Annotated in this window: 26 protein-coding genes and 1 pseudogene; 13 read left to right on the top strand and 14 right to left on the bottom strand. The window is 45.8% G+C overall.

From position 1 onward, the window contains the following. Positions 1 to 11: 11 nt before the first annotated feature. From JHD44_RS15410 to JHD44_RS15400, 3 genes are all read right to left on the bottom strand, one after another. A complete protein-coding gene (locus JHD44_RS15410) occupies positions 12 to 1,193 on the bottom strand; it encodes an acetyl-CoA C-acetyltransferase (RefSeq protein WP_233402200.1) in 1,182 nt (393 codons plus the stop codon). Positions 1,194 to 1,275: 82 nt separating this feature from the next. Beyond that, positions 1,276 to 1,935: a CoA transferase subunit B gene (locus JHD44_RS15405; protein ID WP_199463654.1), complete on the bottom strand. Its 660-nt coding sequence runs from the start codon at positions 1,933 to 1,935 to the stop codon at positions 1,276 to 1,278. Between the two features lie 36 nt (positions 1,936 to 1,971). Next, positions 1,972 to 2,670: a CoA transferase subunit A gene (locus JHD44_RS15400; protein ID WP_133559498.1), complete on the bottom strand. Its 699-nt coding sequence runs from the start codon at positions 2,668 to 2,670 to the stop codon at positions 1,972 to 1,974. A gap of 119 nt (positions 2,671 to 2,789) precedes the next feature. Between JHD44_RS15400 and JHD44_RS15395 the strand changes: the two genes are divergently transcribed. From JHD44_RS15395 to JHD44_RS15370, 6 genes are all read left to right on the top strand, one after another. Beyond that, positions 2,790 to 3,701 (top strand): LysR family transcriptional regulator, encoded by a 912-nt coding sequence (locus JHD44_RS15395; RefSeq protein ID WP_199463653.1) that lies wholly within the window; start codon positions 2,790 to 2,792, stop codon positions 3,699 to 3,701. Beyond that, positions 3,698 to 5,128, top strand: coding sequence for a sigma-54 interaction domain-containing protein (locus JHD44_RS15390; protein WP_199463652.1), 1,431 nt, complete (start codon positions 3,698 to 3,700; stop codon positions 5,126 to 5,128). Before JHD44_RS15395 ends, JHD44_RS15390 begins: the two co-directional genes overlap by 4 nt. A 276-nt stretch (positions 5,129 to 5,404) precedes the next feature. Continuing rightward, positions 5,405 to 6,463: a TRAP transporter substrate-binding protein gene (locus JHD44_RS15385; RefSeq protein WP_199463651.1), complete on the top strand. Its 1,059-nt coding sequence runs from the start codon at positions 5,405 to 5,407 to the stop codon at positions 6,461 to 6,463. Between the two features lie 82 nt (positions 6,464 to 6,545). Next, positions 6,546 to 7,139, top strand: coding sequence for a TRAP transporter small permease subunit (locus JHD44_RS15380; RefSeq protein WP_133559494.1), 594 nt, complete (start codon positions 6,546 to 6,548; stop codon positions 7,137 to 7,139). A gap of 9 nt (positions 7,140 to 7,148) precedes the next feature. After that, positions 7,149 to 8,513, top strand: coding sequence for a TRAP transporter large permease (locus JHD44_RS15375; protein WP_199463650.1), 1,365 nt, complete (start codon positions 7,149 to 7,151; stop codon positions 8,511 to 8,513). A gap of 15 nt (positions 8,514 to 8,528) precedes the next feature. After that, positions 8,529 to 9,302: a 3-hydroxybutyrate dehydrogenase gene (locus tag JHD44_RS15370; RefSeq protein ID WP_199463649.1), complete on the top strand. Its 774-nt coding sequence runs from the start codon at positions 8,529 to 8,531 to the stop codon at positions 9,300 to 9,302. Positions 9,303 to 9,354: 52 nt separating this feature from the next. Here the strand turns inward: JHD44_RS15370 and rcnR are convergent, their stop codons facing one another. Next, positions 9,355 to 9,627 carry a Ni(II)/Co(II)-binding transcriptional repressor RcnR gene (gene rcnR, locus JHD44_RS15365; RefSeq protein ID WP_133559491.1) on the bottom strand — a complete coding sequence of 91 codons (273 nt, stop codon included), beginning with the start codon at positions 9,625 to 9,627 and terminating at the stop codon, positions 9,355 to 9,357. 131 nt (positions 9,628 to 9,758) lie between these two features. Between rcnR and JHD44_RS15360 the strand changes: the two genes are divergently transcribed. Continuing rightward, positions 9,759 to 10,541, top strand: a complete 783-nt coding sequence (locus JHD44_RS15360; RefSeq protein WP_199463648.1) for a nickel/cobalt efflux transporter — start codon at positions 9,759 to 9,761, stop codon at positions 10,539 to 10,541. Here JHD44_RS15360 and JHD44_RS15355 read toward each other — a convergent pair. Continuing rightward, the gene (locus tag JHD44_RS15355) at positions 10,530 to 11,468 is read right to left on the bottom strand and encodes a DMT family transporter (protein WP_199463647.1); all 939 of its coding nucleotides are present in this window, start codon (positions 11,466 to 11,468) and stop codon (positions 10,530 to 10,532) included. The two genes, JHD44_RS15360 and JHD44_RS15355, sit on opposite strands and share 12 nt — an antisense overlap. A 98-nt stretch (positions 11,469 to 11,566) precedes the next feature. Here JHD44_RS15355 and JHD44_RS15350 point away from each other — a divergent pair, with 98 nt between their 5' ends. Beyond that, positions 11,567 to 12,142 carry a helix-turn-helix domain-containing protein gene (locus JHD44_RS15350; protein ID WP_199463646.1) on the top strand — a complete coding sequence of 192 codons (576 nt, stop codon included), beginning with the start codon at positions 11,567 to 11,569 and terminating at the stop codon, positions 12,140 to 12,142. A gap of 56 nt (positions 12,143 to 12,198) precedes the next feature. Here the strand turns inward: JHD44_RS15350 and JHD44_RS15345 are convergent, their stop codons facing one another. Genes JHD44_RS15345 through JHD44_RS15335 form a run of 3 tightly spaced genes read right to left on the bottom strand, consistent with a single transcriptional unit; the run spans position 12,199 to position 15,117 of the window. After that, on the bottom strand, positions 12,199 to 13,692 hold the full coding sequence (locus JHD44_RS15345; protein WP_199463645.1) for a tripartite tricarboxylate transporter permease: 1,494 nt from the start codon (positions 13,690 to 13,692) through the stop codon (positions 12,199 to 12,201). Position 13,693: 1 nt separating this feature from the next. Next, positions 13,694 to 14,128, bottom strand: a complete 435-nt coding sequence (locus JHD44_RS15340) for a tripartite tricarboxylate transporter TctB family protein (RefSeq protein WP_199463644.1) — start codon at positions 14,126 to 14,128, stop codon at positions 13,694 to 13,696. A gap of 11 nt (positions 14,129 to 14,139) precedes the next feature. Continuing rightward, positions 14,140 to 15,117 carry a Bug family tripartite tricarboxylate transporter substrate binding protein gene (locus JHD44_RS15335; protein ID WP_199463643.1) on the bottom strand — a complete coding sequence of 326 codons (978 nt, stop codon included), beginning with the start codon at positions 15,115 to 15,117 and terminating at the stop codon, positions 14,140 to 14,142. A gap of 119 nt (positions 15,118 to 15,236) precedes the next feature. On the opposite strand from JHD44_RS15335, the gene JHD44_RS15330 reads away from it, so the two are divergent. From JHD44_RS15330 to JHD44_RS15320, 3 genes are read left to right on the top strand one after another with little or no spacing between them, the layout of a single operon-like run. Beyond that, complete coding sequence (locus JHD44_RS15330) at positions 15,237 to 15,905, top strand: response regulator transcription factor (RefSeq protein ID WP_199463642.1); 669 nt, start codon at positions 15,237 to 15,239, stop codon at positions 15,903 to 15,905. After that, on the top strand, positions 15,892 to 17,334 hold the full coding sequence (locus JHD44_RS15325) for a sensor histidine kinase (protein WP_199463641.1): 1,443 nt from the start codon (positions 15,892 to 15,894) through the stop codon (positions 17,332 to 17,334). The genes JHD44_RS15330 and JHD44_RS15325 overlap by 14 nt, the downstream gene beginning before the upstream one ends. Continuing rightward, positions 17,327 to 18,346 carry an ABC transporter substrate-binding protein gene (locus JHD44_RS15320; RefSeq protein ID WP_199463640.1) on the top strand — a complete coding sequence of 340 codons (1,020 nt, stop codon included), beginning with the start codon at positions 17,327 to 17,329 and terminating at the stop codon, positions 18,344 to 18,346. Before JHD44_RS15325 ends, JHD44_RS15320 begins: the two co-directional genes overlap by 8 nt. A gap of 7 nt (positions 18,347 to 18,353) precedes the next feature. Here the strand turns inward: JHD44_RS15320 and JHD44_RS15315 are convergent, their stop codons facing one another. Further along, positions 18,354 to 19,214, bottom strand: a complete 861-nt coding sequence (locus JHD44_RS15315) for a DMT family transporter (protein ID WP_199463639.1) — start codon at positions 19,212 to 19,214, stop codon at positions 18,354 to 18,356. A 106-nt stretch (positions 19,215 to 19,320) separates the two neighbouring features. Here JHD44_RS15315 and JHD44_RS19160 point away from each other — a divergent pair, with 106 nt between their 5' ends. After that, the gene (locus JHD44_RS19160; protein ID WP_199463638.1) at positions 19,321 to 19,803 is read left to right on the top strand and encodes a LysR family transcriptional regulator; all 483 of its coding nucleotides are present in this window, start codon (positions 19,321 to 19,323) and stop codon (positions 19,801 to 19,803) included. 310 nt (positions 19,804 to 20,113) lie between these two features. On the opposite strand, the pseudogene JHD44_RS15305 reads toward JHD44_RS19160, so the two are convergent. Next, a pseudogene (locus JHD44_RS15305) lies at positions 20,114 to 21,379 on the bottom strand (IS5 family transposase); the annotation flags it as partial. A gap of 134 nt (positions 21,380 to 21,513) precedes the next feature. On the opposite strand from JHD44_RS15305, the gene JHD44_RS15300 reads away from it, so the two are divergent. Beyond that, complete coding sequence (locus JHD44_RS15300; protein ID WP_199463637.1) at positions 21,514 to 21,963, top strand: ankyrin repeat domain-containing protein; 450 nt, start codon at positions 21,514 to 21,516, stop codon at positions 21,961 to 21,963. Positions 21,964 to 22,029: 66 nt separating this feature from the next. Here JHD44_RS15300 and JHD44_RS15295 read toward each other — a convergent pair whose 3' ends face one another. From JHD44_RS15295 to JHD44_RS15280, 4 genes are all read right to left on the bottom strand, one after another. Continuing rightward, positions 22,030 to 23,019, bottom strand: coding sequence for an isopenicillin N synthase family dioxygenase (locus JHD44_RS15295; RefSeq protein WP_233402198.1), 990 nt, complete (start codon positions 23,017 to 23,019; stop codon positions 22,030 to 22,032). A gap of 138 nt (positions 23,020 to 23,157) precedes the next feature. After that, positions 23,158 to 24,105, bottom strand: a complete 948-nt coding sequence (locus tag JHD44_RS15290) for a GlxA family transcriptional regulator (RefSeq protein WP_199463635.1) — start codon at positions 24,103 to 24,105, stop codon at positions 23,158 to 23,160. 103 nt (positions 24,106 to 24,208) lie between these two features. Beyond that, positions 24,209 to 25,876 carry an electron transfer flavoprotein-ubiquinone oxidoreductase gene (locus tag JHD44_RS15285; RefSeq protein WP_325097109.1) on the bottom strand — a complete coding sequence of 556 codons (1,668 nt, stop codon included), beginning with the start codon at positions 25,874 to 25,876 and terminating at the stop codon, positions 24,209 to 24,211. Further along, positions 25,873 to 26,799 (bottom strand): electron transfer flavoprotein subunit alpha/FixB family protein, encoded by a 927-nt coding sequence (locus JHD44_RS15280; protein WP_199463634.1) that lies wholly within the window; start codon positions 26,797 to 26,799, stop codon positions 25,873 to 25,875. The genes JHD44_RS15285 and JHD44_RS15280 overlap by 4 nt, the downstream gene beginning before the upstream one ends. Between the last annotated feature and the right edge of the window lie 12 nt (positions 26,800 to 26,811).

Below are 26,811 nucleotides of genomic sequence, written 5' to 3'. Positions count from 1 at the left end.
ACTGGACGAACTCAGTGTGTTTGACTGATCAACATGGCAACGCCCATACCGCCGCCAATACACAAAGTGGCTAAGCCTTTTTCAGCTTTTTGTTTTTGCATTTCATGAATAAGTGACACCAACACACGACATCCAGAGGCACCGATCGGGTGACCTAAGGCAATCGAACCGCCATTGACGTTAACTCGTTCAGGATTAAGCCCTAGCTCTTGACCCACGCACAGTGCTTGTACAGCGAAGGCTTCATTAGCTTCAACCAAATCTAAATCAGCAACTTGCCACTGGGCTTTTTGCATCGCTTTTTGGGTGGCAGTAATGGGGCCTGTGCCCATAATTTTCGGATCAACACCAGAGGTGGCAGAGGATTCAATGGTGGCTAGCACAGGCAGACCTAGGCGCTTTGCTTCTTCATCTGTGGTCACCACAACCATGGCAGCGCCATCGTTTAAAGTGGAGGCATTGCCCGCAGTAACACTGCCTTCTTTAGTAAAAGCTGGACGCAATTTCGCGAGAGACTCAGCCGTGGTATAAGGACGAATCTGCTCATCTTCCGCCACGACAAGAGGTGAGCTCTTACGCTGTGGAATGGTGATAGGAATGATTTCATCCTGAAAACGACCTGCTTCTTGTGCCTTGGCCGCTTTTTGCTGTGAACTTGCTGCGAAGTCATCTTGTTGAGCACGGCTGATTTGCCATTGATCCGCAATGTTTTCCGCAGTTTGTCCCATATGGTAATCGTGGAAAGCATCCCATAGTCCATCAGTGATCATGGTGTCCAGCATTGACCAATGGCCCATTTTTTTGCCCGTGCGACTTTGTGGCAATACATGAGGCGCTTGGCTCATGCTTTCTTGTCCACCTGCTACCACTACTTTGGCATCACCATTCAGAACGGCTTGAGCCGCGAGCTGAACGGCTTTCAAGCCTGAACCACAGACCATATTGATGGTCATCGCTGAAACATGATTCCCAAGTCCAGCGTTTAAAGTCGTTTGACGTGCAGGGTTTTGGCCACAACCCGCAGTTAACACTTGACCAAGTATCACCTCATCAATGTGTTCCACTAACAAAGGCTGCTTGTCTAATAAGCCTTGTAACACTTGAGTGCCAATGTCTACCGCACTGAGTGGTGATAGCGCCCCTTGGTATGCCCCGATTGCACTTCGCCCTGCTGCCACGATTACCGCTTTCATAATGTATTCCTCTTGTCTTAAACCATGATCATAAGAAAAATAAAGCCGTGAATGTCTCCCGTACCAAACGAGATTTCAAGCCTTATGCGAACGTCATTTCCGGAACATGATCAGGAATGATCAACTCACCGGCCGTTTTCTCTTTGATCTCTTCAATAGAAACCCCTGGCGCACGTTCTTTTAGAACGAAGCAACCATTTTCGATTTCTAACCAAGCCAGATCGGTTAAGACTTTCTTGATGCAGCCTTTACCCGTCAATGGTAAAGAACAGTTAGATAGCAGCTTTGATTCGCCACTTTTAGAAGCATGTGTCATGGTGACAATGATGTTGTCTGCGCCAGCCACGAGATCCATGGCACCGCCCATTCCTTTTACCAGTTTATTAGGGATCATCCACGAAGCGATGTTTCCATTGACATCCACTTCAAAAGCCCCCAACACGGTTAAGTCCACGTGACCACCGCGAATCATGGCAAAGGATTCTGCGGATGAGAAAATGGATGCGCCAGCGACTGCGGTAACCGTTTGTTTGCCTGCATTGATCATGTCAGCGTCTAAGGTCTCTTCCGTCGGGAACGCCCCCATACCTAGCAAACCATTTTCTGACTGCAACATAACATCCATGCCTTCAGGGACGTAATTCGCCACTAAGGTTGGAATACCGATACCCAAATTTACGTAAAAACCGTCGCGCAGTTCTTGTGCCACGCGCTGTGCCATTTGTTCTCGTGAAAGAGCCATAGCAACCTCTTATTATTGTTGGATTAGGAGAAACCGTTAAGAACGAACGGTGACTTTTTCAATGCGTTTCTCAAATGAGCCTTGGATGACACGATCCACATAAATACCTGGTGTGTGGATTTGAGACGGCTCAAGTTCGCCTACTTCGACGATCTCTTCAACTTCAACCACGGTAATTTTGCCTGCTGTTGCCGCCAGTGGATTAAAGTTTTGAGCTGTATGACGGTAGATCACGTTGCCAAAGCGGTCGGCTTTCCAGCCCTTCACGATGGCAAAGTCTCCGGTAATAGACTCTTCTAAAAGGTATTCTCTATCATGAAAGCTGCGTGTTTCCTTGCCTTCGGCGACGGGGGTACCAACACCAGTTGCCGTGTAGAAAGCAGGGATACCAGCCCCACCTGCACGCATCTTTTCTGCTAAGGTCCCTTGAGGGGTCAGATCAACTTCCAACTCACCGTTCAGCAGTTGCTGCTCGAACAATGCGTTCTCGCCCACATAAGAAGCGATCATTTTCTTGATCTGCTTATCTTCTAATAAAATGCCTAAGCCGAAACCGTCGACACCACAGTTGTTCGACACAACGGTGAGGCCCTTGGTTTGGCGGCGCTTGATTTCTGCGATGAGATTTTCTGGAATGCCACAGAGGCCAAAGCCCCCGGCAATAATGGTCATGCCATCTTCTAGACCTGACATGGCCTCTTCGTAGGATACGACTACTTTGTCAAAACCCGCCATCACGCCACTCCTAATTATTATTGTGTGATTAATGCTGTCTGGGATGTATGGCAAACAGTTTGACTTATTGGTAAAGATTAATTAATTTTATTTTTCATATTTATTAATAAGAAAAACAAATGAATATCAAACAAGTGAAGGCCTTTTTGTCCGTCGCAGAGTCGTTAAGTTTTGCTCAAGCAGCCAATCAACTACACTTATCTCAACCAGCCCTAAGCCTTGCTATCAAAGGGCTTGAGGAAGCATTGGGAGGAAAATTGCTGACCCGTACAACTCGAACCATTGCGCTAACACCCGAAGGAGATGCCCTCGTTCCGATTGCCAAACGCTTATTAGCACAATGGCAAGATGCGGAAGACGAAATGAAGCAACGCTTCGCTCTGCAACTGGGGAAAACCTCCATTGCAGCCATGCCTTCATTCGCCGGATCATTGCTCCCTAAAGCGATTCAGCAATACCATCAGCGCTTTCCAAATATTCAAGTTGCCATAGACGATGTGCTCTCGGATATCGTGGTGGAGCGAGTTGCCAACAACAGTGTTGAACTGGGTGTCACCTTTGAGCCTCAGCATTCGGAAGGCCTGACGTTTTATCCTCTGTATAACGATGAATTTATTGCCATTCTTCCGAATCAACATCCACTAGCATCCCAACAAGAAGTCACTTGGGCGACTTTGTTACAACACAATTTCATTACTCTACAGCGCCCCTCTAGTGTCCGAAAGATGATCGAAAATACGCTCAAGGACGCCAATATTGATTTGACCGTTGCCTTTGATGCTCACCAATTAACCACTGTGATTCGCATGGTCAGTGAAGGCATGGGAGTGGCGGTGGTTCCTGCCACCTGCCGACAACAAATTCGCGAACAGAATGTGATTGAACGAACCATTACCTCCCCTTCAATAGAAAGGACGGTCGGCGTCATTTGTAAGCCACGATCCATGTTATCTATTGCCGCAGCCGCTATGCTCGACACCTTAATGGATGCCTTTGCCCAACCGATTAGTCAAAGTGAGTCAGACTCATGAAAACATCATCAACATCGAAACTACGCCAAGCGGCGGATACCTATCGCACCATTTTAGATGCCCTGGAAGAATGGGTGGTCGTGGTGGATCACAACGCGCGGATCTTCTTCTTGAACCGTCCATACGCACGCTTTTTAGGGGTAAATGCGGATGATGTCAAAGGCAAGAAAGTCACTGATGTCATCGAAAACACACGAATGCATATCACCATTGAAAAAGGTGTAGCAGAGCGCTTATCCATCCAGAAAATTCGCGGTAGTAATATGATCGCCAGCCGCTTTCCGATTACGGACCAAGGCAAAGTCATCGGAGCTGTGGGCACGGTTATTTTCCACGATACCTATGAGTGGAAACGGATTAACAGCCATATTAAAGCCCTACTTGCGGAGTATGAATTCCGTGCACAAGACAAGAGCACCCCAGAATTACCTACCAGCAGTCATTATCGCTTAGCCGATATCGTTGGCGACAGTAAAGCCATTAAAGAGCTGAATCAAACCATTACGCAAGTCGCATCGGGCGATGTCACAGTACTGTTAAGAGGTGAGTCTGGAACAGGAAAAGAGCTTTATGCTCATGCCATTCATCAACTTTCAGAGCGAGCCGATGCACCGTTTATTAAAGTAAACTGCGCTGCTATTCCTGAGAATCTTTTAGAAAGTGAACTGTTCGGCTATGAGGAAGGCGCGTTTACTGGGGCCAAAAAAGGCGGTAAAGCGGGTAAGTTTCAGTTAGCCCATGGTGGCACCTTGTTCTTGGACGAGATTGGCGACTTGCCCTTATCTATGCAAGCGAAGTTACTGCGCGTTCTTCAAGAGCGAGAAGTTGAGGCTGTGGGCAGCACATCACCCAGTCCCGTCAATATCCGCTTGATTACCGCTACGCATCGCCCATTAGAAACGCTGATCAAAGAAGGAACATTTCGCGAAGACCTTTATTATCGCATTAATGTCGTTAATGTTTCACTGCCACCACTTCGTGAAAGACAAGAAGACATTGCTAAGTTGGCTGAGCACTTCTTACAAGCCTTGTCACGTCGAACTGGCCGTCGCGCCCCTAAGCTAACAGCACAGGCCATGACCGCACTTTTGGAATACCATTGGCCTGGTAATATACGTGAGCTAGAAAATATCATGGAAGCAGCATTTTTCACGGCACAAGATCGTAAGATCCCCTTGTCACTGTTACCTTCAAATGTGCGTAATCATGCCCAGTTAGAATCGTCCGTTGAACAAAGTAACGATAGCGCGACAACATCAGTCTACACAGCAACAGGCACTCTCAAAGAACAAATGGATCGTGCTGAAAAAACAGCTATCAAACAAGCACTTAGTCAAGCTTTTGGTAACAGGACACTGGCAGCTAAACAATTAGGCATTAGCAAATCCACCCTCTATGAAAAGCTGAGCAAGCATCAGTTAGCCTAAAATATTAGACATTTTGTCCGAATAATCGAACGCCGTCCGATTATTCGGACACCTCAATCATCATTTTTGATTAACAAACCATCACAAAGCGTTCGATTTCTCGGACTATATCTGTCAAAAAAATCTAAACCAAACACCATAAAATCCATAAGCAATTGTTTTTAAATGTTTTTTACTAATTGGCATCTTTATTGATATAGAAACTTCCGCTAGATAATTGCCTCTGCATTGGAATGCACTTAGGCACTAAAACAACAATAACTATAGGATCTCATTATGAAGAAAACTCTTGTCGCACTGTCATGCGCGTCAGCGCTTGCCCTATCTGCTCCAACTTATGCAGACTTCGATAAGATTCGCTGGCAAGTACCGATGTCCTTCTCTTCTACTCTCACGGCTCTTGGCGACACCATGCCAGAAGTCTCTAAAATGCTAAGTGAAGCCAGTGACGGTCGAGTCAAACTGCAAGTCTTTGAGCCCAATACCGTCATTCCAGCCTTGGGCGTATTTGAAAACGTCAGTAGCGGTACCATTGACGCTGGCTATTCTTGGATGGGCTATGAGTGGGGACAAGTACCAGCCTCAGCTCTATTTGGCGCAACACCATTTGGCTTAGAGTCTAGCGAATTCACCGCATGGATGTATTTCCATGGCGGCAATGAAATGCTTAAAGACCTTTTCAAACCACATAATGTTTACCCTATTCTATGTGGCACTATCAGCCCTGAAGCAGCAGGCTGGTACCGAAATGAAATCAACACACCCGATGACATGAAAGGGCTTAAGTTCCGCGCCGCTGGTGTGGGTGGTGAAATCATGTCAGAGCTAGGTATGTCAGTAACGGTTCTACCTGGCGGTGAACTGTATCAAGCGCTTGAAACAGGCGTCCTAGATGGTACTGAGTTCTCGATCCCTACCGTGGATCAGCAACTTGGATTCTATCAAGTGGCTAAACACTACTACCTGCCAGGCTGGCATCAACCTAGTACGAACCAATTTTTATACATCAACCTAGATAGCTGGAATGGTCTAAACAAGCAGACTCAATCACTGATTGAGAATACCTGTATGGCCGCAAACACTTTGTCTATCGCCAAAGCAGAAGCCATGCAAGGCGCTGTGTTATCTGACTTTGAGGAAAAAGGTGTTCAACTGCACCAATACTCACCAGAAATCCTAATGGCGTTTGAAGAAGCGACGCAAAAGGTAATGGCTCGCCGATCAGCAAGTGATAAAGCTTTTGGTGATATTTACGCTTCCATGAAAGCATTTCAAAAAGAGCACAGCTCATGGAAAAAATTCGGCTACTTACCACGTGATTGGGGCAATAACTAAGCCACACAACACTGTGTAACGTCGTTGTAAGAGGCCAGCCTACGCTGGCCTTGTTCGCTCATTTCTGATTTGGAATTCTAGTATGTCGAATCATGATAACCGCCTTGATCTGGAAGAGATCGAAGCAAAATTATCAGACACTACTTGGTCTGCCCTACCGCACACAACGTTAAGCCGACGCATTGAACAGGTTATCGAAACTATTGGACGTAACATTTCGTTTGTTTGGATTCTATTAATGTTGTTAATCGTGGCTAACGCTCTGATGCGCTATTTTTTCAGCGTCAACTTCATCGCATTAGAAGAATTGCAATGGCACCTATACGCTGTGGGGTTCATGATTGGCCTGTCTTATTGTTTGATCCACGACGGTCATGTGCGTGTAGATGCCTTAGTTGAGCACAGTCAGTTGCGCACACGGGCCATCATCGAACTGATTGGCTTAACTCTACTGCTATTCCCGTTTTGCTTTATCGTCATTGATTACGCTATCCCTTTTATTTCTCGGGCATATCAACTAAATGAAGTGTCCTCTGCCCCCGGTGGATTACCCATGCGCTGGTTGATCAAATCGACCATTGTCGTGGCCTTTGTACTGCTGGCATTAGCGGCATTTTCTCGTTGGCTGCGCTGTCTTGCCTTCCTACGTCAATCTCACTCGCGAACGTCTGCGTAGGAGCCAAACATGTTTGAAACGTATGAAATTCTTGTTATGGCAATGCTAGGAAGCTTCATTGCCCTAATCTTTACCGGTTTTCCTGTTGCTTGGATTTTGGCAGGGTTAGCCGTAGTCTTTAGTTGTGTAGGCATTATTGGCTATGAATACCTTGATTGGGACACTTACTACATGACCAATTGGCGTATATACGGCACCTTTGTTCAACGTATCTACGCACAAATGAGTAATTGGGTGCTAGTGGCACTCCCCATGTTTATCTTTATGGGACTGATGCTGGAACGCTCCGGTGTTGCCGAAAAGTTAATGGTCAACTTTGTTCGACTGTTTGGTCGTTTTCGTGGTGGTTTAGGCGTTTCCGTTATCTTGATTGGCATTCTTTTCGCCGCTTCCACAGGCATCGTAGGTGCATCTGTGGTGCTGCTTGCGATGCTGTCTATGCCGGTCATGCTGCAACAGAACTATTCTAAATCCTTTGCCAGTGGCATTGTCGCCTCTTCTGGCACATTGGGGATTTTGATCCCCCCTAGCATTATGTTGATCATAATGGCGGATCAACTGTCGCTTTCCGTTGGCAACCTTTTTATGGGAGCCTTGATGCCAGGGTTGATGCTGGGCTTTTTGTACATTGCTTACGTCATCTCTAGCGCATTTCTGAACCCTAAATCTTGTGAGTTGCCCACGGATTTACCGCCTGTTACTTGGGGACTTATAAAAGAAACCTTGCTTGCGGTAATACCACCCTTAGGCTTGATCTTAGCGGTGCTTGGCTCTATTTTCCTAGGTATTGTTTCTCCTACTGAAGCGGCTGGCGTTGGTGCTTTGGGAGCCACCCTGCTCGCGATCGTGAATAAGCGCTTTTCGTTTGAGATGCTGGCCGATGTTTGTCGTCGAACCACAGTTACCACGGCGTTTGTATTCGGCATCTTTCTAGGGGCAACTGCCTTCGCAGTGGTGTTGCGTACCCTAGGTGGTGATGAGTTCATCAGTGAAATGCTGCAAAGCATCCCGTTATCAGCGGCGGGCATTGTGATCGTAATTTTACTAATTACGTTCGTGGCAGGCTTCTTCTTAGATTGGTTAGAAATAAGCTTAATTTTACTGCCATTAGTCGGCCCTGTTGTGGTCGAGTTGGGCTTTGACTTGGTGTGGTTTGTAATTTTGTTTGCGCTGGCATTACAAACCTCTTTCTTAACGCCTCCGGTCGGTTTCTCACTGTTTTATCTAAAAGGTGTCGCACCGCCAAATGTCACCACCCTTGATATCTATAAAGGCGTCATCCCATTTATTTTAATCCAGCTTTTAGCGGTCAGTTTGGTGTTTTACTTCCCAGATATTGTGCTGTGGCTGCCTCAATCGATGTATGGGAATTAATTTAAGAGAATCGTTATGAAACATAAAACCGTTTTAATCACTGGCGCAGCCAGCGGAATTGGCCTTGAAATCGCACTAGCGTTTCTTAAACAAGGCGCCAATGTTGCCATTATCGACTTTAACCAAACTGCTTTGGATCAAGTCGCTAAAGACCTGACCCGTTTCTCCACACAGCTTTGTTTATTGCAGAGTGACGTCACGGATGAAGTGCATTTTGAAAATGTGATGGATCGAGCCATTGAGCATTTTGGCAAAGTAGATATTTTGATCAATAACGCAGGCATTCAACATGTGGCACCGATCGAAGAGTTCGCTACTGAGCGCTATCGCCAGTTAATCGATATCATGTTAATCGCGCCTTTTGTGGCCATTAAGAAACTGATGCCATTAATGAAGGAACAAGGCTTTGGCCGCATTATCAATATGGCGTCAATCAATGGTCTAATCGGTTTCGCTGGAAAAGCGGGCTACAACTCGGCAAAACATGGGGTCATTGGTTTGACTAAAGTTGCGGCGTTGGAAGCAGCTCCTTACGGTGTCACCGTCAATGCTCTGTGTCCAGGGTACGTAGACACCCCTTTGGTTCGTAATCAGCTCAAAGACTTAGCCAGTACCCGTGGTGTTGCTCTAGAGGAAGTATTAGAGGAGGTTATCTGGCCTTTAGTACCGCAAAAGCGATTACTGGAAGTGGAAGAAATCTCGGACTACTGCTTGTACTTGACCAGTGCCTCCGCGAAAGGCATCACCGGTCAAGCTGTTGTTATTGATGGTGGCTATACTTGCCAATAATAAACCCTAACAAACGCCTCTTAGCTTTGATTGGCTAAGGGGCGCTACATCATTACTTAATGTAAGAATCCAATACTTTTAGGATGACTTGCATATCCTGTTCGCGTTTTTGAGCGTCTTCTTGCTCAGCGATGTGCTCCACCAAATGTCCTTTGATCAGCTCACGCATCACGCCATTCACCGCTCCTTTTACTGCGGCCACTTGTTGTAATACGGCTTCACATTCGCCGTCTTCCTCTAGCATTTTTTTCAAACCATTCATTTGACCCTGAATCTTACTAACACGTGCAAGCAACTTCTTTTTGTCTTTTATCGTATGCGACATAGCCAAACCTATTGATGAATGAATAGTGCCTATTGTACTGGCAAAGATAGCAGGACAATTATACTCCCCCATAGTATTTTATACTAAGGGGGAGTATAGTTTTCTCAACATTTACTTTAAAAGACTTTTCTATGGACTTTGTTTCACTTCTACAAAATGGCAATGCATGGCTGTATATACCTAGCGCGATCCTGTTGGGGGCTTTGCATGGCTTAGAGCCTGGTCACTCAAAAACTATGATGGCGGCTTTTATTGTGGCGATTCACGGCACTGTCAAACAAGCGATTATGCTGGGATTGGCGGCAACGATTTCACATACACTGGTGGTTTGGTTGATTGCCTTGGGCGGTTTGTATGTCAGCAATCAACTCACCGCCACCCATGTTGAACCATGGATTCAGTTACTCTCAGGAGGAATTGTTTTGATCATGGGTAGCTGGATGGTTTGGCGGACTCAGCGTAGTCATGCAAATCATCACAATCACTCACATCACCATGACCACCACGATCATAGCCATGAGTCAGAGGAAATCTACTTTGATGACCATGAGCGTGCCCATGCAATGGAAATCAAACAGTGCTTTGAGAATAAACCTGCCACTAACTTGCAGATCCTTATTTTTGGCCTAACGGGTGGACTTATTCCATGCCCTGCCGCGGTAACAGTGCTTTTGATCTGTCTTCAATTAAAAGAAGTAGCCCTTGGTTCAACCATGGTTTTGTCCTTCAGTATAGGGCTGGCTCTGACATTAGTATCGGTCGGTGTTATTGCGGCAATTGGCGCTCGTAAAGCCCAACAACGCTGGTCAGGGCTTAATAGCATTGCGACCCGTGCGCCCTATCTATCAGGCGCACTGATCTGTTTTGTCGGCGTTTACATGTGCTGGCATGGTGCCAGCGTACTATTTTTCTAATGCGTCATTGACTTGCTCTGCTGGGGTTTCGATCAAGGCTTTTTTACGCTTTGGTCGAAGCTCGCTAAGCAGCAGTCCAATCACTACCAATACACCGCCTAGTAATGCCATCGCAGGTAATCGCTCCCCCGCTATCCGCCCGATGATACCGGCCCAAACTGGCTCACCAGCATAAATAATGGCAGCAGTAGAAGAATCCACACTGCGTTGTGCCCAGTTCATGGTGAGCTGAATACAAGCACTGGCCAAACTCAACCCACCAATGATGCCCACCAACGCCCAAGAAAACTCAGGAAGCTCTGTTTCTCCAACGATTGGCATGCTGATAAACGCAAACACCGCAGCAAAGAATAATTGTAAAATCGTGACGTTTTTTAGGTTCACGTTCGGTGCAAAGTGACTAATCAAAATAATTTCAATCGCCAGTGCGATGGTGCTTAGAGCGGTAATAATGTGGCCAAAGTTCATGGATTGCGAACTGGAACCACCACCAGAAAGTACTACCAACCCCATAAAGGCGACCAAGGCACCGATACAAGTCATGTAATGGGGCACCTTTTTGAAAACCAAAAACAAGATAAATGGCACCAAAGGAACATAGAGAGCCGTAATGAAAGCGGACTCGCTACTGGTAATGTATTGCATTCCCACGGTTTGAGAACCATAGCCCGCTGTGATGGAAAGCCCAATGGCTATTGCAGCAATTAAGTCGGCTTTTGTCGTACGTCTTAACGATTCAAATGACAGAACCCCAATGACCAACGATGCCATTAAAAAGCGACAAGCAACAAAAAACATGGGAGAACTTAAGGTCAGGCCAAATTTCACCACCACAAAGGTCCCGCCCCAGACCACTGTCACCATAAGCAACGCGGTTTTAGGGCCTATCCAACGTGCGAGCCATGGCAATACTGTGTTTTGAAACATCGCTGTTCACTCTTATTGATTTGTGTAATATAGTGCACAAATTAACACTCACTCGCACATTGTGCAATATACTGCACAAAAGAATTCTGGAGTTTGCTTTGTCCGACCACCCTGCCGAAGCCCCCGCTGTCTTGGAGTTCGTGGCTGAAAATGTAAAGCGCCTACGTAACGAGCGCCAATTGACCCAGCAACAACTGGCCGACCAATCTGAGGTTAGCCGCAGAATGGTGGCTTCCATTGAAAATGGTCAAGCCAACATCAGCCTCGCAAAATTAAACCAACTGGCCATGGTGCTTGGCGTGACATTCTCTGAAATTGTTCGTCCTGCTATCGACAACACAACTCAGTCAGAGCAGATTTTGACTTGGAAAGGTGCGAAAGCTGGCAGTGAAGCCTATTTAGGCTGTTCAGTCATCTCGCAAAATGAAGTGGAATTGTGGTCATGGAAACTCGCTGCAGGCGACTTTTACCAAGCAGAGCCAGACCCACAAGGCTTCTATGAAATGCTCTACATCATCGAAGGTGTTTTACATCTAGAGCTTAGCGATCAAACCCATGTCCTCCAGGTCGGCCAATCCATCAGCTACCCGAGTGATCAACGCTATCGCTATGTTAATCAACAAACCTCCCCTGCTCGCTTTATTCGTAATGCAGTCGTGTTGAGGTCAAATTAAAAAGCCACTAATCAACTAGATCAGTGGCTTTGATGATGAACGCGTGTTCGTCAACGTTACTGTTTCGGCTTTAATGCCTTGTAGATAAAAGGCCCTGTCGCAGCCACAAGTGTCGCCACGGCAAGTGAAATAGAGATCGGCCCATTAAACAGAATACCCCATTCACCGCCACTGATTGATAACGCTCGACGAAGGTTTTCTTCTAACACCCCACCCAGTACCAGACCTAAAATCACGGGAGCTAAAGAAAAACCTAGCTTGCGCAAGATGAATGCAAATACGCCTAACAGAACCATGAAGTACAAATCAAAGCTATCACCGTGGATCGAATAGATACCGATGAACGTCAGCATGACGATAATAGGCACTAGATAAGACTGCTTAATCGAAAGCAATCGCACAAACATACCGATCAAAGGCAAGTTCATGACTAGTAAAGCAATGTTGCCGACAAACATAGACGCTATCAGCCCCCACGCAATTTCTGGTTGCTGTTCAAACAAAAGCGGACCAGGTGTGATGTTAAACATCAGCAACGCACCCAATAAAATCGCAGTAGTGCCGCTACCAGGAATACCCAGAGTTAACATAGGCAACATGGAGCCTGCGGCCGATGCATTGTTGGCCGCTTCAGGAGCCGCTAAACCACGGATATCTCCTTTACCAAATTGATCATCGTTGCCTTCAGCAAAACGCTTTTCCGTACCGTACGCCACCGCACTACCAATTGATGCCCCAGTACCTGGTAAAACACCGATGACGAACCCAATCAAAGTAGAGCGCAGCACAACCCATTTCACCGCAATTAAGTCGCTCATTGAAACAAAGCTTTTGCCAACTGGCGTGAGCTTCATATCATTTTTCAGCCAGTTTTCCAGCAAGATCAGTACTTCACTGATGGCAAACATACCGATAACAACCACCAAGAAATCCACCCCATCGAAGAAGTTTGGAATATCCATGGTGAAGCGCAGTACTCCGGTACCAGAATCCACTCCAACAGTAGCCAGCAAGAGTCCAATGATTACACCCACAGTGGTTTTTAAAGGGCGACTGCCAACCATGGTGGCAAGACAGGTAAAGGCAAAGGCCATCAACCAAACAAACTCACTGGGGCCAAACTTAAGAGCCAGCTCACTTAGCAGGGGAGCAAACAACACAATCAAAATCAATGCGCCTATGCTACCTGCAAAAGAGGCCACGGCAGAGAGTGCCAACGCTCTTCCACCTTCCCCTTTTTGGGACATAGGATAACCATCTAGAGTAGTCATAATCGCCCCGGCATCGCCCGGTACATTGAGCAAGATACTGGAGATACGACCACCATATTCTGCGCCGTAATAGACCCCCGCTAGTAAAATGAGGGCCGATTCTGGCGGAAAGCCCATGGCATAAGCAAGCGGTAATAGAATGGCCACACCATTAATGGGGCCAATACCAGGCAACGAACCAATCAGAGTGCCAACAAAACAGCCGATCAGCACCAGGGCAAGGTTCATGGGAGCGAGAGCCACAGAAAAACCCGTCGCTAAAAAGTCGAGTGTTTCCATACTAACCTCCGAATAACATACCGGTCGGTACGTTCAACTGTAAAACATGCTTCAGAATAAAATAGCTCACAACACTTAACGTCACTGAGTACAACACCGCGCGTTTGGTTTGCTCACCGAACAGCACGCAAAAAACCGTACCCACAATGGCTGTCGAGATAATGAATCCGGCTTTCTCAAACAAAAAGGCGTAACCAGTCATCAACAAAACGCCGCTGATTAACTTGATCAGTACAGCACCTGTTGGTGCCCACTTGTTGGCACTCGGCTTAATGATTAACCAAACAGAACATACCGCTAAGACGGCAGATAAAATGAGAGGGAAGGCCTTTGGCCCAAGGGGTTCATACTGAAACGCTACCTCAAAGTGATAAGCAGTCCAGGCAATAAGCCCGGACAAACCTAACAGAGCGCCAGCAAATAGGCGGTCAAACATAAAAAGCCTCATTACTTGATCAAACCAGCAGCTTTAGCGAGCTCACGCATGTCCTGAACTCGAACTTTTACGTATTCATCTAACGCCGCACCGTGCATGTAAAATGGCATTAGCCCTTTTTCCGCCACGGTTTGTTTGAATGCATCAGTTTTGTAGGCTTCTGCAAACTTGTTTGACCAGTATTGATACGCTTCATCGGACACTTTTGGCCCTAGGTAGTAACCACGCATGATGGTCCATTCCGCATCAAAGCCTTGCTCATGGGCAGTTGGGATCGAGGCAAATTCGCCTTCTAAACGCTTTGGCGACATCACCGCTAGCACACGAACTTTGCCGGCGTCCAATTGACCTTTCATTTCACCGATATCGCCTGGGTAAACCTTGATATGTCCCCCCATCAGCGCGGCTACCGCCTCACCGCCACCTTCGTACGCTACATAGCGCATTTTCTTCGGATCAATAGAAGAGGCTTTCATCAAAATCGCTGCTTTCATCCAATCCTGACTACCAACACCGCCGCCTGCACCCAATACGAAAGCGGATGGGTCTTTGCGCATGTCTTCCACCAACTCACCTAAAGTCTGCCAAGGAGCATCGGATTTGACCATAATGGCGCCGTAATCAACACCAGCTGTGCCCACCCAGCGGGCATCGTTTTCGTCTAGACCTTTGCCAAATTTACCTTGCGCTAGGTTAAGCAGTGAGCCAGAACTAAAAGCAACCAACGCATCGCCATCATCTGGATTAACTTTGTTGATATGGTTGTAGGCAACTGCGCCAACACCACCTGGCATAAATGTTACCGCCATTGGTTTTTGCAACAATTCAGCACGTTCGAACCCCGTCGATACCACACGACAAGTTAAGTCAAAACCGCCGCCCGGTTTCGCTGGGGCAATACACGTTGGTTTGGAAGGTTCGTAGGCGAAAGCCGTTGACGTTAGACCAATGAATGAAATAGCAAGTAAGGATTTTTTGAAAGTCTTCATTAACAAAGCTCCACTTTTGTTGTTATTGTTCTGCGCCCAAAAACGCAGTAGCGTAAAAGTAAGCGTTGAAACTGACATCAAACTGACACCGAATAAAAAAACAAAAAAGAGTAGTGTATATGCGAGTGTTGCTCACAGAAGATAACCAAGGACTAGCACAATCCATCGTCCAGTATTTTTCTGAAATGGGACATGCCATTGATTGGGTAGACAGTGCTGAAAAAGCGGAATCCATCTTGGCTCATGACACCATCGAAGTATTGATTCTTGACGTGAACTTGCCAGGAAAAAGCGGCTTTGAGCTGCTAACGTCGCTTAGATCAAGAAAAAACTCTATTCCTGTGTTAATTCTAACCGCCCGTGCCGAAGTCGATGATCGGGTCAGTGCGCTCGACTTAGGCGCCGATGATTATTTGGTCAAACCGTTTGATTTAAGGGAGCTGGCGGCCCGCTGTCGAGCACTGGTTCGTCGGGAGCGAGGCAAGTCCGATAATGAAATTCATTGCGGTAATTTAAGCTTTAATAGTGCGACCAAAGTCGTCAAGGTCAATCAAGAGACCATTGAACTGCGCCCTAGAGAAGTGCAAATGCTTGAGCTTTTTTTAACCCATCTAGATCGAATGCTGACCAAAGATGACATCGCAAACCGGCTCTACAATTTCGATGAAGCCTACACCCCTAACGCAGTTGAGCAGACACTGACGAGGTTACGAAAACAACTTCAAGGCTCCACATTAATAATTAAGACTGTCCGTGGTTTGGGGTATCTAGCGCATGTCCATGATTGAAAAGCTGCTCGCCTTGTTTTCGTCTTCTGAGGAGTATTCCTTACGTCAGCGAATGTTGACAAGAACGGCACTGTTTATGTGTACCGTGCTGGCCATACTGAGTGTTGGCGTTTGGCATTACGCGAACACCAGCGCCGACTATTCCTATGATCGCCTATTATCCAGCGCAAGTGTCACCATGCTGGACGGCATTAATGTGGCCAAAAATCAGGTACATATCGACTTACCCTATTCCGGATTCGAAATCTTACAGCTAGCCCCAGACGATAAGATCTACTACGCCATCTATGGACCTAACGCTGATTTTCTCAGCGGCTACTCTGATCTACCCGTAAAGCTAACCGACCAAAAAACGGATCTAATGGAGCCTCATTACGTTCTGCACACCTACAAAGGGAAGAAAGTGCGCTTCATTGTTCGCCAAAAACGCCTGAGTGAGCGCTCAGTGGCAGGCAATGTCACCATTATTTTGGGGCAGACAACCCTAGCAAGAGACACACAGATGCGCGACACACTTTATGCGGCTCTCACAACGCTAATGGTGGTGATGGGTACAGCTTTGTTAGTGATGTGGATCGCCATCAATCGCGCATTATCCCCTTTAAATTGGCTGTCTTCCCAGCTCAATACCCAATCAGCAATGGATAAGCAAAACCTGCCAACAACCAAGATGCTAGAAGTCGCGCCCTTAACTCAAGCCATCAACGACTATCGTCAACAATGGCTGAGCGCATTGGCGGCTATGCGTGATTTTATTGCCGATGCCTCTCATCAAATTCGTACAGCACAAGCCACCACGAAAGCACAGCTAGAAATTGCTCTCACCTCAGACAACGAGCAAATTGATAAAAATACCATCAATGAGATATATAAAGACCATACCAAGCTTACCCGATTAACCAATCAGCTGTTGGCCCATGCCACCATCGTTCATCGTGGTGATCGCCAAACATTTTCTGTATTAGCCATGCAAAAGATCCTGCAAGACGTCATAACTCAGGCCGTAAGGGACTACGCCCATATGGACATAGAGTTTGAATACGTCCCACCGCTTCAGGAAGTGGAGATATTAGGTGATGAGTTAGTGTTAAAAGAAGCCTTGCGCAACGTCATTGATAACGCTGTCCAGCATGGCTCCCATACTTTAAACACTTCAGCGATCATCCGCATCAGCCTCCATCATAGGCAGGAAAATCATCAAGTATGGGTGGAAGACAATGGCCCAGGTATACCGGAAAACATGATGAATAAAGCGTTAGAGCGTTTTGTTAAAGTAGGCAGTAACACTCAGGGATCTGGCCTTGGGCTTGCTATCGCACAAAGTGCCGCCTTAACCCATCGAGGTCAGCTCTCGCTATCTAAAAGCGAACTAGGTGGACTAGCCGTGTGTTTTTCATTCCCTCACATAACGGACGCTAACGATGTTTAGAATCGCCTTTGCATGCTATTTAATTTTCTCCACGTTGCCATTGATAGCGCAAGAATCCGTGCTTCGTCTCTACAGTGCCACGGACATCAGTGCGATTCGCCCATTGTTGCATGAGTTTGAAACCTTAAACCCTGAGGTCACCATTCTGTATCGGGAGTTTAATACCCAAGAACTTTATGATGAGTTGCTCGATCCGACCTTGCCGCCCCCTGATGTGGTGATCAGCTCGGCCTCTGACCTGCAAGTAAAATTAGTCAATGATGGCTTTGCACAACCTATTGAAGACGTGCCGGATGTTTCCAGCCACCAACCTTGGGCACAATGGAGCAACGAACTGTTTGGCTTCACCTATGAACCGATTGTATTCGTTTACAATAAAGAAGCGTTTCATAACAGGTCTATTCCCCATACCCATGAAGCATTAGCCGAGCAGCTACGGGAACAGGCGAAATTTTACCAAGGTCGCATTGGTACTTATGACGCCGCCAGTTCAGGACTAGGCTATTTGGTTGCTTCTCAAGATGAGGTCACCTTCAGCCTAACAGGGCGTCTACAAGAAAGCTTAGGTCGAGCACGGGCGGATATTCATTGTTGTACGTCTTTGTTATTAACCCGACTGACAACCGGTGATTTGGTGTTTGGCTACAACTTGCTGGGCTCTTATGCCATGGCAAAAGCCATGAACAATGAACATATTGGCGTAATCGTTCCTGAAGACTACGCATTGGTGATTGTGCGCTCCGCCTTTGTACATCGTGACGCTATGGAAGCAGAACTGGCGGCGGATTTTATTGCTTACTTAAGATCCTCTGCGGGCCAGAAAACCATTGCCAACAACACGGCTTTAATGCCATTAGATCGGACGCTAGGTTCTCATAACGATCCCGAGAATCAGCTCAACAGTAGCACCAACTTTCACCCTATTCGCCTAGGCCCAGAACTTTTGTTGTATTTAGATCAGCATAAGCAAACGCAGTTTTTAAACAGCTGGTCTCAGGCTTTAGGTGATTAGTATTTAATTAAGCATCCGACACTTTTAAAGTTCTTGCAGTCACCGCTGCGATAATCAGCCCGCCGCCAATCAAAACACTCACGGTTGGCACTGTACCTAGTAGCGCCGCGAAAAGAATCGCCCAAACCGGCTCTAGGGTAATCACTACAGCGGCTTTGGAGGATGGCACAGATTGAAGGGCTTTAGTGAGTAATGTGTAAGCAACGCCCGTACAGAGAAAGCCGATAACGATTAGTGAAATCACATCATCAATACTTATTGCTGGCAAGCTGCTGATTCCAAATGGCAGCGCGAATAATCCGCAGCTGACAAATTGTATCCATGATGACTGTATCGCCGACCCCTTTACGGACACGCGTTGGTTGTAAACCAGTATGACCGCATAGGAAGCTCCTGAAGCGATTGCCCAAGCCAATGCCAGCAGGCTGTCGGAATCTAAAAAGCTATCGAGGGATAAAATGGATAAGCCGACAATAATCACGCTGATACAGAGCCATTCGAATTTAGAAATGATGGTCCCGTAGAGTGTTTTATTGATAAGTGCGACAAACACTGGGAAACAAGCAAAGCCCAATGTCCCCACGGCGATCCCTGCTTCAATAACGCCGACGAAAAAACACAGCCAGTGCAAAGCCAAAAGCCCACCGAGTGTAATTAAATGCCCCCACTCCTTTATACTCAGCCTGCGCCACTGATTCTTCTTGAAGAAAGCCAACACCAGACCCAACGCTAACGCCGCCAGCAACGCCCTCATGGCAACAATATTGGTCACAGAGACCTCCATGTTTTTCGCAAACACGGCCGATAACGCAAATAAAGCCGTACTAAAATGAACCAGTAAAACTGCGTGATTTTTCGTTGCTTTCATTTAGTACTCCCTAAAAAAGGGACAATAACAGCGTTTTTTCATCCCGTAAAATGCATAATAAAGCCATGCTCTACCCGAAAATCAAATAGCTAAATGGACCTTAATTGTGAGCGTTGAACGAGACTTAGAAATCCAGTGGTTACGAACCTTTAATTCGGTGGCCCAAACGTGCTCCATGACCAAGTCCAGTACCTTGCTGAATCGGTCCCAGTCTGCCATCAGCATGCACATTAAGAACTTAGAATCCGTTCTAGAAGGTGAGTTATTTCATCGAGAAATCAGACGTCTCACATTGACTACATTGGGACAAGAGTTTCTGATCCATGCTGACAATATTCTAAAAGCCCATCGCTCTGCCATTGTCATGGCGAAAGAACAAGACCTAACTGGGAAAATCAGCTTGGGCATTCCTGACGACTATGCGGTGAGTTTCTTTCCGGCCATATTAAGAGCTATAAATGAGGCCTATCCCCAAGTCGAAATTAGTTTTGTCTGCGAACCCTCCACCACTCTTGTCCCACGGATCGAAAAAGGTGAAATAGACATAGGCATTATCACCCAAGACAGAACTGACAGAGGCGAAAAATAGCGACCGTACCACTTGTCTGGGCTGGCTATATTCCTTACCAATGGGATGAATCCAAGCCCCTTCCTGTCGCTATGTATGAATTTGGCAGCGAAGCGCGCAAGAAAATCACTGGAGTTCTCGATCAATTAAAAGGCGGCTATAAAATCATTTACAGCAGTGCCTACATTGCAGGGCAGATCGCCGTATTCAAAAGCCCTTCAGAAGATAAACGCAATGGCGTTTTTAGTCTAAAACGCCATTTCATTTTCTAGCCTTCTCGGCAATAAGGCTTGCATCCATTCCATCCCGCTATAAAAGCAACCCCAGATCAAGGCAAAATTAAGCCACTTCAGTAGCTTACGAAGGTTTTGACCACAGGCACTTAAGATTACGTTCATCGCATCGCCTATATTCCTTTGAGGTAGCATCGTCTGAGTTTTCCATCTGATTTGAGGTGCCCGATGATGGGTTCCACGCTATTTCGTCTCCCCATCCAGTTCTTCTCTTTCTTAGGGACTCCGCGTTTTTGGCCTGCAATCAAGACTTTAATGTCTTCCACGCCTGATCCTTTATATCCTCGGTCAACAAAACACGTTTCTGGTTTTCGCCCTATCAAGGTTTCCACTTGTTGCAGTTGATCTTTCAGGGTGTGCTCATCATACGGATTACCTGGATAGCTTCTTGCACCCACAATGAAGGATTCTTTAGCGGTCACGGCTATGCTGGCTTTCACTCCAAACTCATAACGTTTATGAGCTTTACCTTTGGAGATGCAGTCCACATTGGGTTCATGCAAGCTGTAAAGTTTGTTTTTGCTCTGGCGAGTTTGTTTCAGCAATCGATAGGCTTGGTTAAGTGTGTCTTCCTGTTTTTGGGTGAGCGCTAACCCTTGACGTTTTACTTGCCGATCAATATCCCGCAGTACTCGCCCTAAAAAGCCTTTGACTTGTTTAATGGCTTTTCTCATGCGCTTGTATTGCTTGGCATGGCCATAGCATTCAATTTTTGGCATGGGCTCATGACAGGCTTTGTCGTAGGTTTGCCTTAACGTGATGTTTTGTTCTTTGGCAATTTGAGTGAGCTGCTGTCGAGCCTTGTTGTAGAGCTTGGCATCCGTTGGGAAGGTAATATTCTTTTCTTGTACCGTGGTGTCGACCACTACACGCTTTAGACTCGCTGGCTTGATAACTTTTAGTTTGAGTCCTGCTTGTATCGTCTGGGTTAGCAGCCATTCACAGCCTTCTTCTCCTAACAGTTTTCGCCATTTTACAAGACTGGTCGGATGACACGGAAAGTCGTGTTGGAAAAAGGTTTCGCCACAAAAGTATTGGTTGTAAGGCGACTCAAGCCATTGCTCTAATACCATTTAGTCAGACAAATTATGCAAGTGTTGCAAATACAGCAATCCCACCATAAGGCGAGTAGGTAACGCGGCTGCGTCCACCGTTGAGAAGTGTCCTGCCAATTCGTTATCCAACTGGTTTCAATCAATGACCTTAGCCAGCCGAACTAAAGGATGGTTGGGGTTAATGATGTCAACGAGCTGTGGTTGGAATAAATCCTTTTGCGGTACGGTCTTTGTCTGACGAGGCTTCATAAAACTCCCCCATTCTGCAACTTTTTGGGCCTTATGGCGTATTTATAGCAAGATTTAGGCATTAACTATCGTATAAAAACACTTTGCATTCAATGGGTTGAGAGTTATTCAGGGACGACGAGATAATTGAGCCTATGAGCAGTACAGATTCTTCAGCCCACGAAATGCAGGAAAAACTGCAGCAACTGACCAATGACTACATCGAAAGTGAAGATCTTGGTGACGGTCATACCTTGCTCGTCGCAGCATGCTTTGACAATGATCTAGAAGCGCTGAAGATCTTTCATAAGAAAGGCGTAGATTTCACGGTACGCAACCACATTGGTGCCAGCACTTTAGACGCTTGCGCCATTAATGGCTCAATTGAGTGCTTAAATTACATCTTGGAAAACCACATCGCCGACGGGCTGATCAATGATGAAGACCCGATGTCAGGCTTTTATCCAGCCTTGTATGCGGCGTCACAGAATTTTGAAGATTGTTACAAATTGCTGGAGCAATATGGCGCTGATGTAAATATGCAAGGTCCATATGAAAAGACAGAACAAGAAATACTGCAATTAATCAAAGCACAAGCCCAATAACCAGCCACTCAAAAAAAGCCGTAAGGCAAGCTTACGGCAAAAAAGGGTGAGCAGAAGAAGTAATATTTATACAGCTTTATCTACCTGAAGATGCGGATGACTCTCCACAAAACGTCGATACTTATGCTCTCCGCAGGTGTATGCCTTGTATTTAGCAGGATTACTGTCTGATACGCAGGTTGGCACCGGCGCTACTACCGCATCAAAGTCCATATCCATAAAAAATGGAAATGAATATCTTTCCTTACCACTTGTATTAATAACACGATGATAAGTAGAGATGTATTTATCATTACTATATGTCTGAACTAGGTCGCCGATATTAACAATAAAGCTCCCTTCAATTGGCGGAGCACTGATCCAATCACCAGAACGATTCTTAACTTGTAGTCCACCAACTTCATCTTGTGAAAGAATCGTCAGAAAACCATAATCCGTATGCTCGCCAATACCAATTTCTTCTCGTGAAATTTTACCTGTTTGTGGTGGGTAATGTAGAAGACGCTGAATAGAAATAGGATGTTGCTGCAACTTATAAAAGTAGTCAAACGGTAAGCCTAGACTTACTGAAATAGCGCCAATAAGCTTATTTGCCAACTTTAGCATCTCGGCATGATATGTTTCCATTACTTCTTTAAAATCGGGAATAAAGTCCGGCATAATATTAGGGCCAAAGAATGGTGATACCTTCTCTTCATGAAGAGCATAATCAAAGCATTCTTTAAAATCTTTGGTGTATTCTGGGTCAACATTTTCACCATACATGGGAATATAGCCACGAAACGACTCGCCACTTTGCTCAAGATTTAATTTTTCTTTCTCTCCCAAAGGCAAATCAAAGAAAAGTTTCGTATAGCTTTTAACCTTATCCATTAGTTCCTTACTAACGCCATGGTTAACAACATATAGGAAACCTAGGTTCTCACATACATAACCTATTTTTTCCGCGACGGATTGAACATTAGTGCCATCAATTAGCGTGCTAACATCAATAACCGGAATGGAGTTCACATCTGTTTCTTTTGCTTGTAGGTAGCTATGAATCTCAATGCTCATGGCCATCTCCTTTTGTGTTTGTGGTTGTGAATTTCAACATGGAAATTATTATGGAGGGTTTAATATCCATGCAGTTATTACAAACACGAACAAAAGTGGTAATTTTTAGAAGAGTGAATAAGCTTAACTTGATAGATATTACTTTCTCAACACTGATGGATAAAAGCCAAACTCCTTTTTGAAACATTTCCCCATGTAACTATGAGAGGAAAAACCACAAGCACTGGCTATGTCCAACATGGGCAAATGAGTTTCCTCAACCAGCTTCAAAGCTTTAGCAAGTCGAACCTTTAAATAATATTTATTCGGCGATATGTCAAAATGCTTTTTAAACAATTGTTCAATATTCCTATTAGACACACCAACAATTTCACTTATATATTCGATAGAATAAGGCTCCTCAATATTTGACTCCATAATTTCAACCACCGTTGCTAGAACAGGAGATTTTAAATTCAACTTCAAATATCTATTGCTTTTGTTAATTTCGTCAAAAGTACGAATTTTAGCCGTCTGAAACCGTTGTGAAATGCGTTCTGTCAGATCTGTACCGTAATCATTACCAATAATATACATCATCATATCTAACGCCGTTGCACCACCACGACAAGTATATATTCTATGATTAACGGTATATAAGCTCTCTACTAGACTTATACTAGGATACAGTTCCCGAAACACATCTTCCTGCTCAGAAGTTACTGTACAAGTTCTATTTTTAAGAATTCCTATTCGAGCGAATGTAAAACTCCCACTAGAAAGAGACGCTAAATACCCACCTTCTGAATAATATTTCTTTAATAGTTTATCAAGGAACTCATTTCTAAATTTTGACGCATTATAATAAGCACACAAACAGATAAAATCCGCACTTTGGAACTCAGAAATATGCTTATCCGCTTTAACTTTTATACCATTAGAACTCGTTACCATTTTTTCAGAGTGATCATCGGATGCACTGTAAACTGTGTATTCGTATAGATCACCGCGCTCAAGCAAATTAGCCACACTAAATGCTTCTACCGTGAGGGAAAATGATGTCAGTGCAAATCCTGGAAGAATGATGATTGCGATTTTCTTCGTCAATTAAAAATACTCTAATACAACCCTTCTAAAAATAATGGCCATTAATATATGGCCATTATACACCTCTCAAAAAAGAGCGCTTTATATCCTTAAGTGTAAAAAACTACATATTCGGATAAACAGGGCCTTCAGCACCTTGTGGTGGCACCCAAGTGATATTCTGATTGGGATCTTTGATATCGCAGGTTTTACAATGAATACAGTTTTGCGCATTCACTACATATTCCGTCCCGCTTTCTCTTTCGACCCACTCATACACGCCAGCCGGACAGAATCTCGTAGAAGGTCCTGCATATAAGCCCAATTCAGAGCTTTTCTGCAGTGACATATCCATGACTTTAAGGTGACATGGCTGTTCTTCCGCGTGGTTGGTGTTAGACATAAACACTGACGACAAGCGGTCGAAAGTCAAAACACCGTCGGGCTTTGGATAGTCAATCACCTGATGCCTAGAAGCAGGCTCCAAAGATTGGGCATCACTTTTACCGTGTTTCAAGGTACCGAAAAGCGAACCGCCAAACAGCTCATTGGTCCACATATCCAAACCGCCTAATGCAACACCTGCTAACGTTCCCAGTTTTGACCAAAGTGGTTTGACGTTGCGTACTTTTTTCAGGTCTTGGCCGATGGCAGATTGACGCCAAGCCTGCTCTAAGGCGGTAAGATCGCCATGGTAGTTTTCCAAAGCAATCGCTTTGGCTACATGCTCAGCACACAACATGCCTGATAAGATGGCGTTATGACTGCCTTTGATACGCGGAACGTTCACCAATCCAGCGGCACAGCCGAGTAACACACCGCCCGGGAAAGACAGCTTTGGCACCGACTGCCACCCCCCCTCACTGATCGCCCGTGCACCATAGCTAATACGTTTGGCACCCGTAAACGTCTCTTTAATCTTTGGATGGGTTTTAAAACGTTGAAACTCTTCGTACGGCGAAAGGTAGGGATTTTTATAGTTCAGGTGAACCACAAAACCTACCGCTACCAAATTATCTTCAAGATGATACAAGAACGAACCACCTCCGGTTGAGCCGTCTAAAGGCCAACCAAAAGAGTGTTGTACCAATCCTGCCTGATGCTTTTCTGGCGCGACTTCCCACAGCTCTTTAATACCCAAACCAAATTTGGCGTGGTCCGCATTGGCACTTAAGTCATAATGCTTAATGACCTGTTTACTCAGCGAACCTCGAGCTCCCTCGCCTAACAAGACATATTTGGCAAACAGAGCCATACCACGTTCAAACTGAGAGGAAGGGGTGCCACTGCGATCCAGTCCCATATCCCCTGTTGCGACGCCACACACCGCACCTTGCTCATTGAACAACAACTCAGTGGCAGCAAACCCTGGATAAATATCAACACCTAGCTCTTCGGCTTTGCTGGCCAACCATCGACAGACATTGGCCAAAGAAACAATGTAGTTGCCATGATTATTCATCAGCTTAGGCATTAAGCTATTCGGCAAACGCAACGCACTGTTTTTGGACAACCAAAGAAAATGGTCTGCTTGCACAGGTGTTTTAAAGGGATGATCAGGCTCTTGCCGCCAGTTGGGCAATAAAGCATCCATGCCAATCGGATCCATCACCGCCCCAGAAACAATATGCGCCCCAACCTCAGAACCTTTCTCCAATACCACCACATTTAATTCAGCATTGAGTTGCTTTAACTTAATTGCAGAAGCCAGCCCCGCAGGGCCAGCGCCAACAATCACAACATCGACTTCAATACTTTCGCGTTCTGGCAAGGTATCCGTAGCAGATGTCACAGCTTTGCCTCCAACTCTGGTAATGCCACAAACAAGTCCGCTACCAGGCCGTAATCCGCAACTTGGAAGATTGGCGCTTCTTCATCATTGTTGATCGCCACAATCACTTTTGAGTCTTTCATACCCGCAAGGTGTTGGATGGCACCAGAAATACCACAGGCAATGTATAAGTCTGGTGAGACAATTTTCCCTGTTTGACCCACTTGCCAGTCGTTCGGTGCATAACCTGAGTCAACCGCGGCGCGTGATGCACCCACTGCCGCTCCCAGTTTATCGGCAACAGGCAGGATGACTTCTTGGAACTTGTCCGCAGAACCCAGTGCTCGCCCACCCGAGATAATAACCTTGGCAGAAGAAAGCTCTGGACGTTCCGATACAGACAGCTGATCAGAAATATGCGCAGATGGCCCCGCTTGCACGTCAAGCGTTAACGACTCAACAGAGCATTCAGAGCCAGAGGGCGTTGCTTCAAAATTGGATGTACGAACCGTTAACACCTTAATAGAATCATTAGACGTCACCGTTTGAATGGCATTACCTGCATAAATCGGGCGCTTGAAAGTGCTCGCATCCAGCACTTCGATCACTTCAGAAATTTGCATCACATCCAATTTAGCGGCCACTCGAGGTAATGTATTTTTCCCTGTGGTAGTCGCTGCGGCCACGATGGCTGTGTAACCGGACGCCATGGCCAGAATGGTCTCAGCACAACTCTCAGCCAATTGATGAGTAAGCTCCGAATGCTCTACTAGTAGCACTTTTTCAACGCCTTGCAGCTGTGCTGCCTGCTGGGCAACAGCTGCGCACTCGTATCCCATAACTAATAAGTCAACTGGCCCCAATTGCTTAGCGGCAGTTAAAGCCTTGGCCGTTTGCGGGGATAAGGCTTTGTTATCGTGCTCTGCAATTAATAATGTTTTCATCACTGTCTCCCC

It is taken from the genome of Marinomonas ostreistagni, assembly GCF_016461785.1.
In the GTDB taxonomy this organism is placed as follows: domain Bacteria; phylum Pseudomonadota; class Gammaproteobacteria; order Pseudomonadales; family Marinomonadaceae; genus Marinomonas; species Marinomonas ostreistagni_A.
This window is presented reverse-complemented; position numbering and strand designations above follow the sequence as displayed.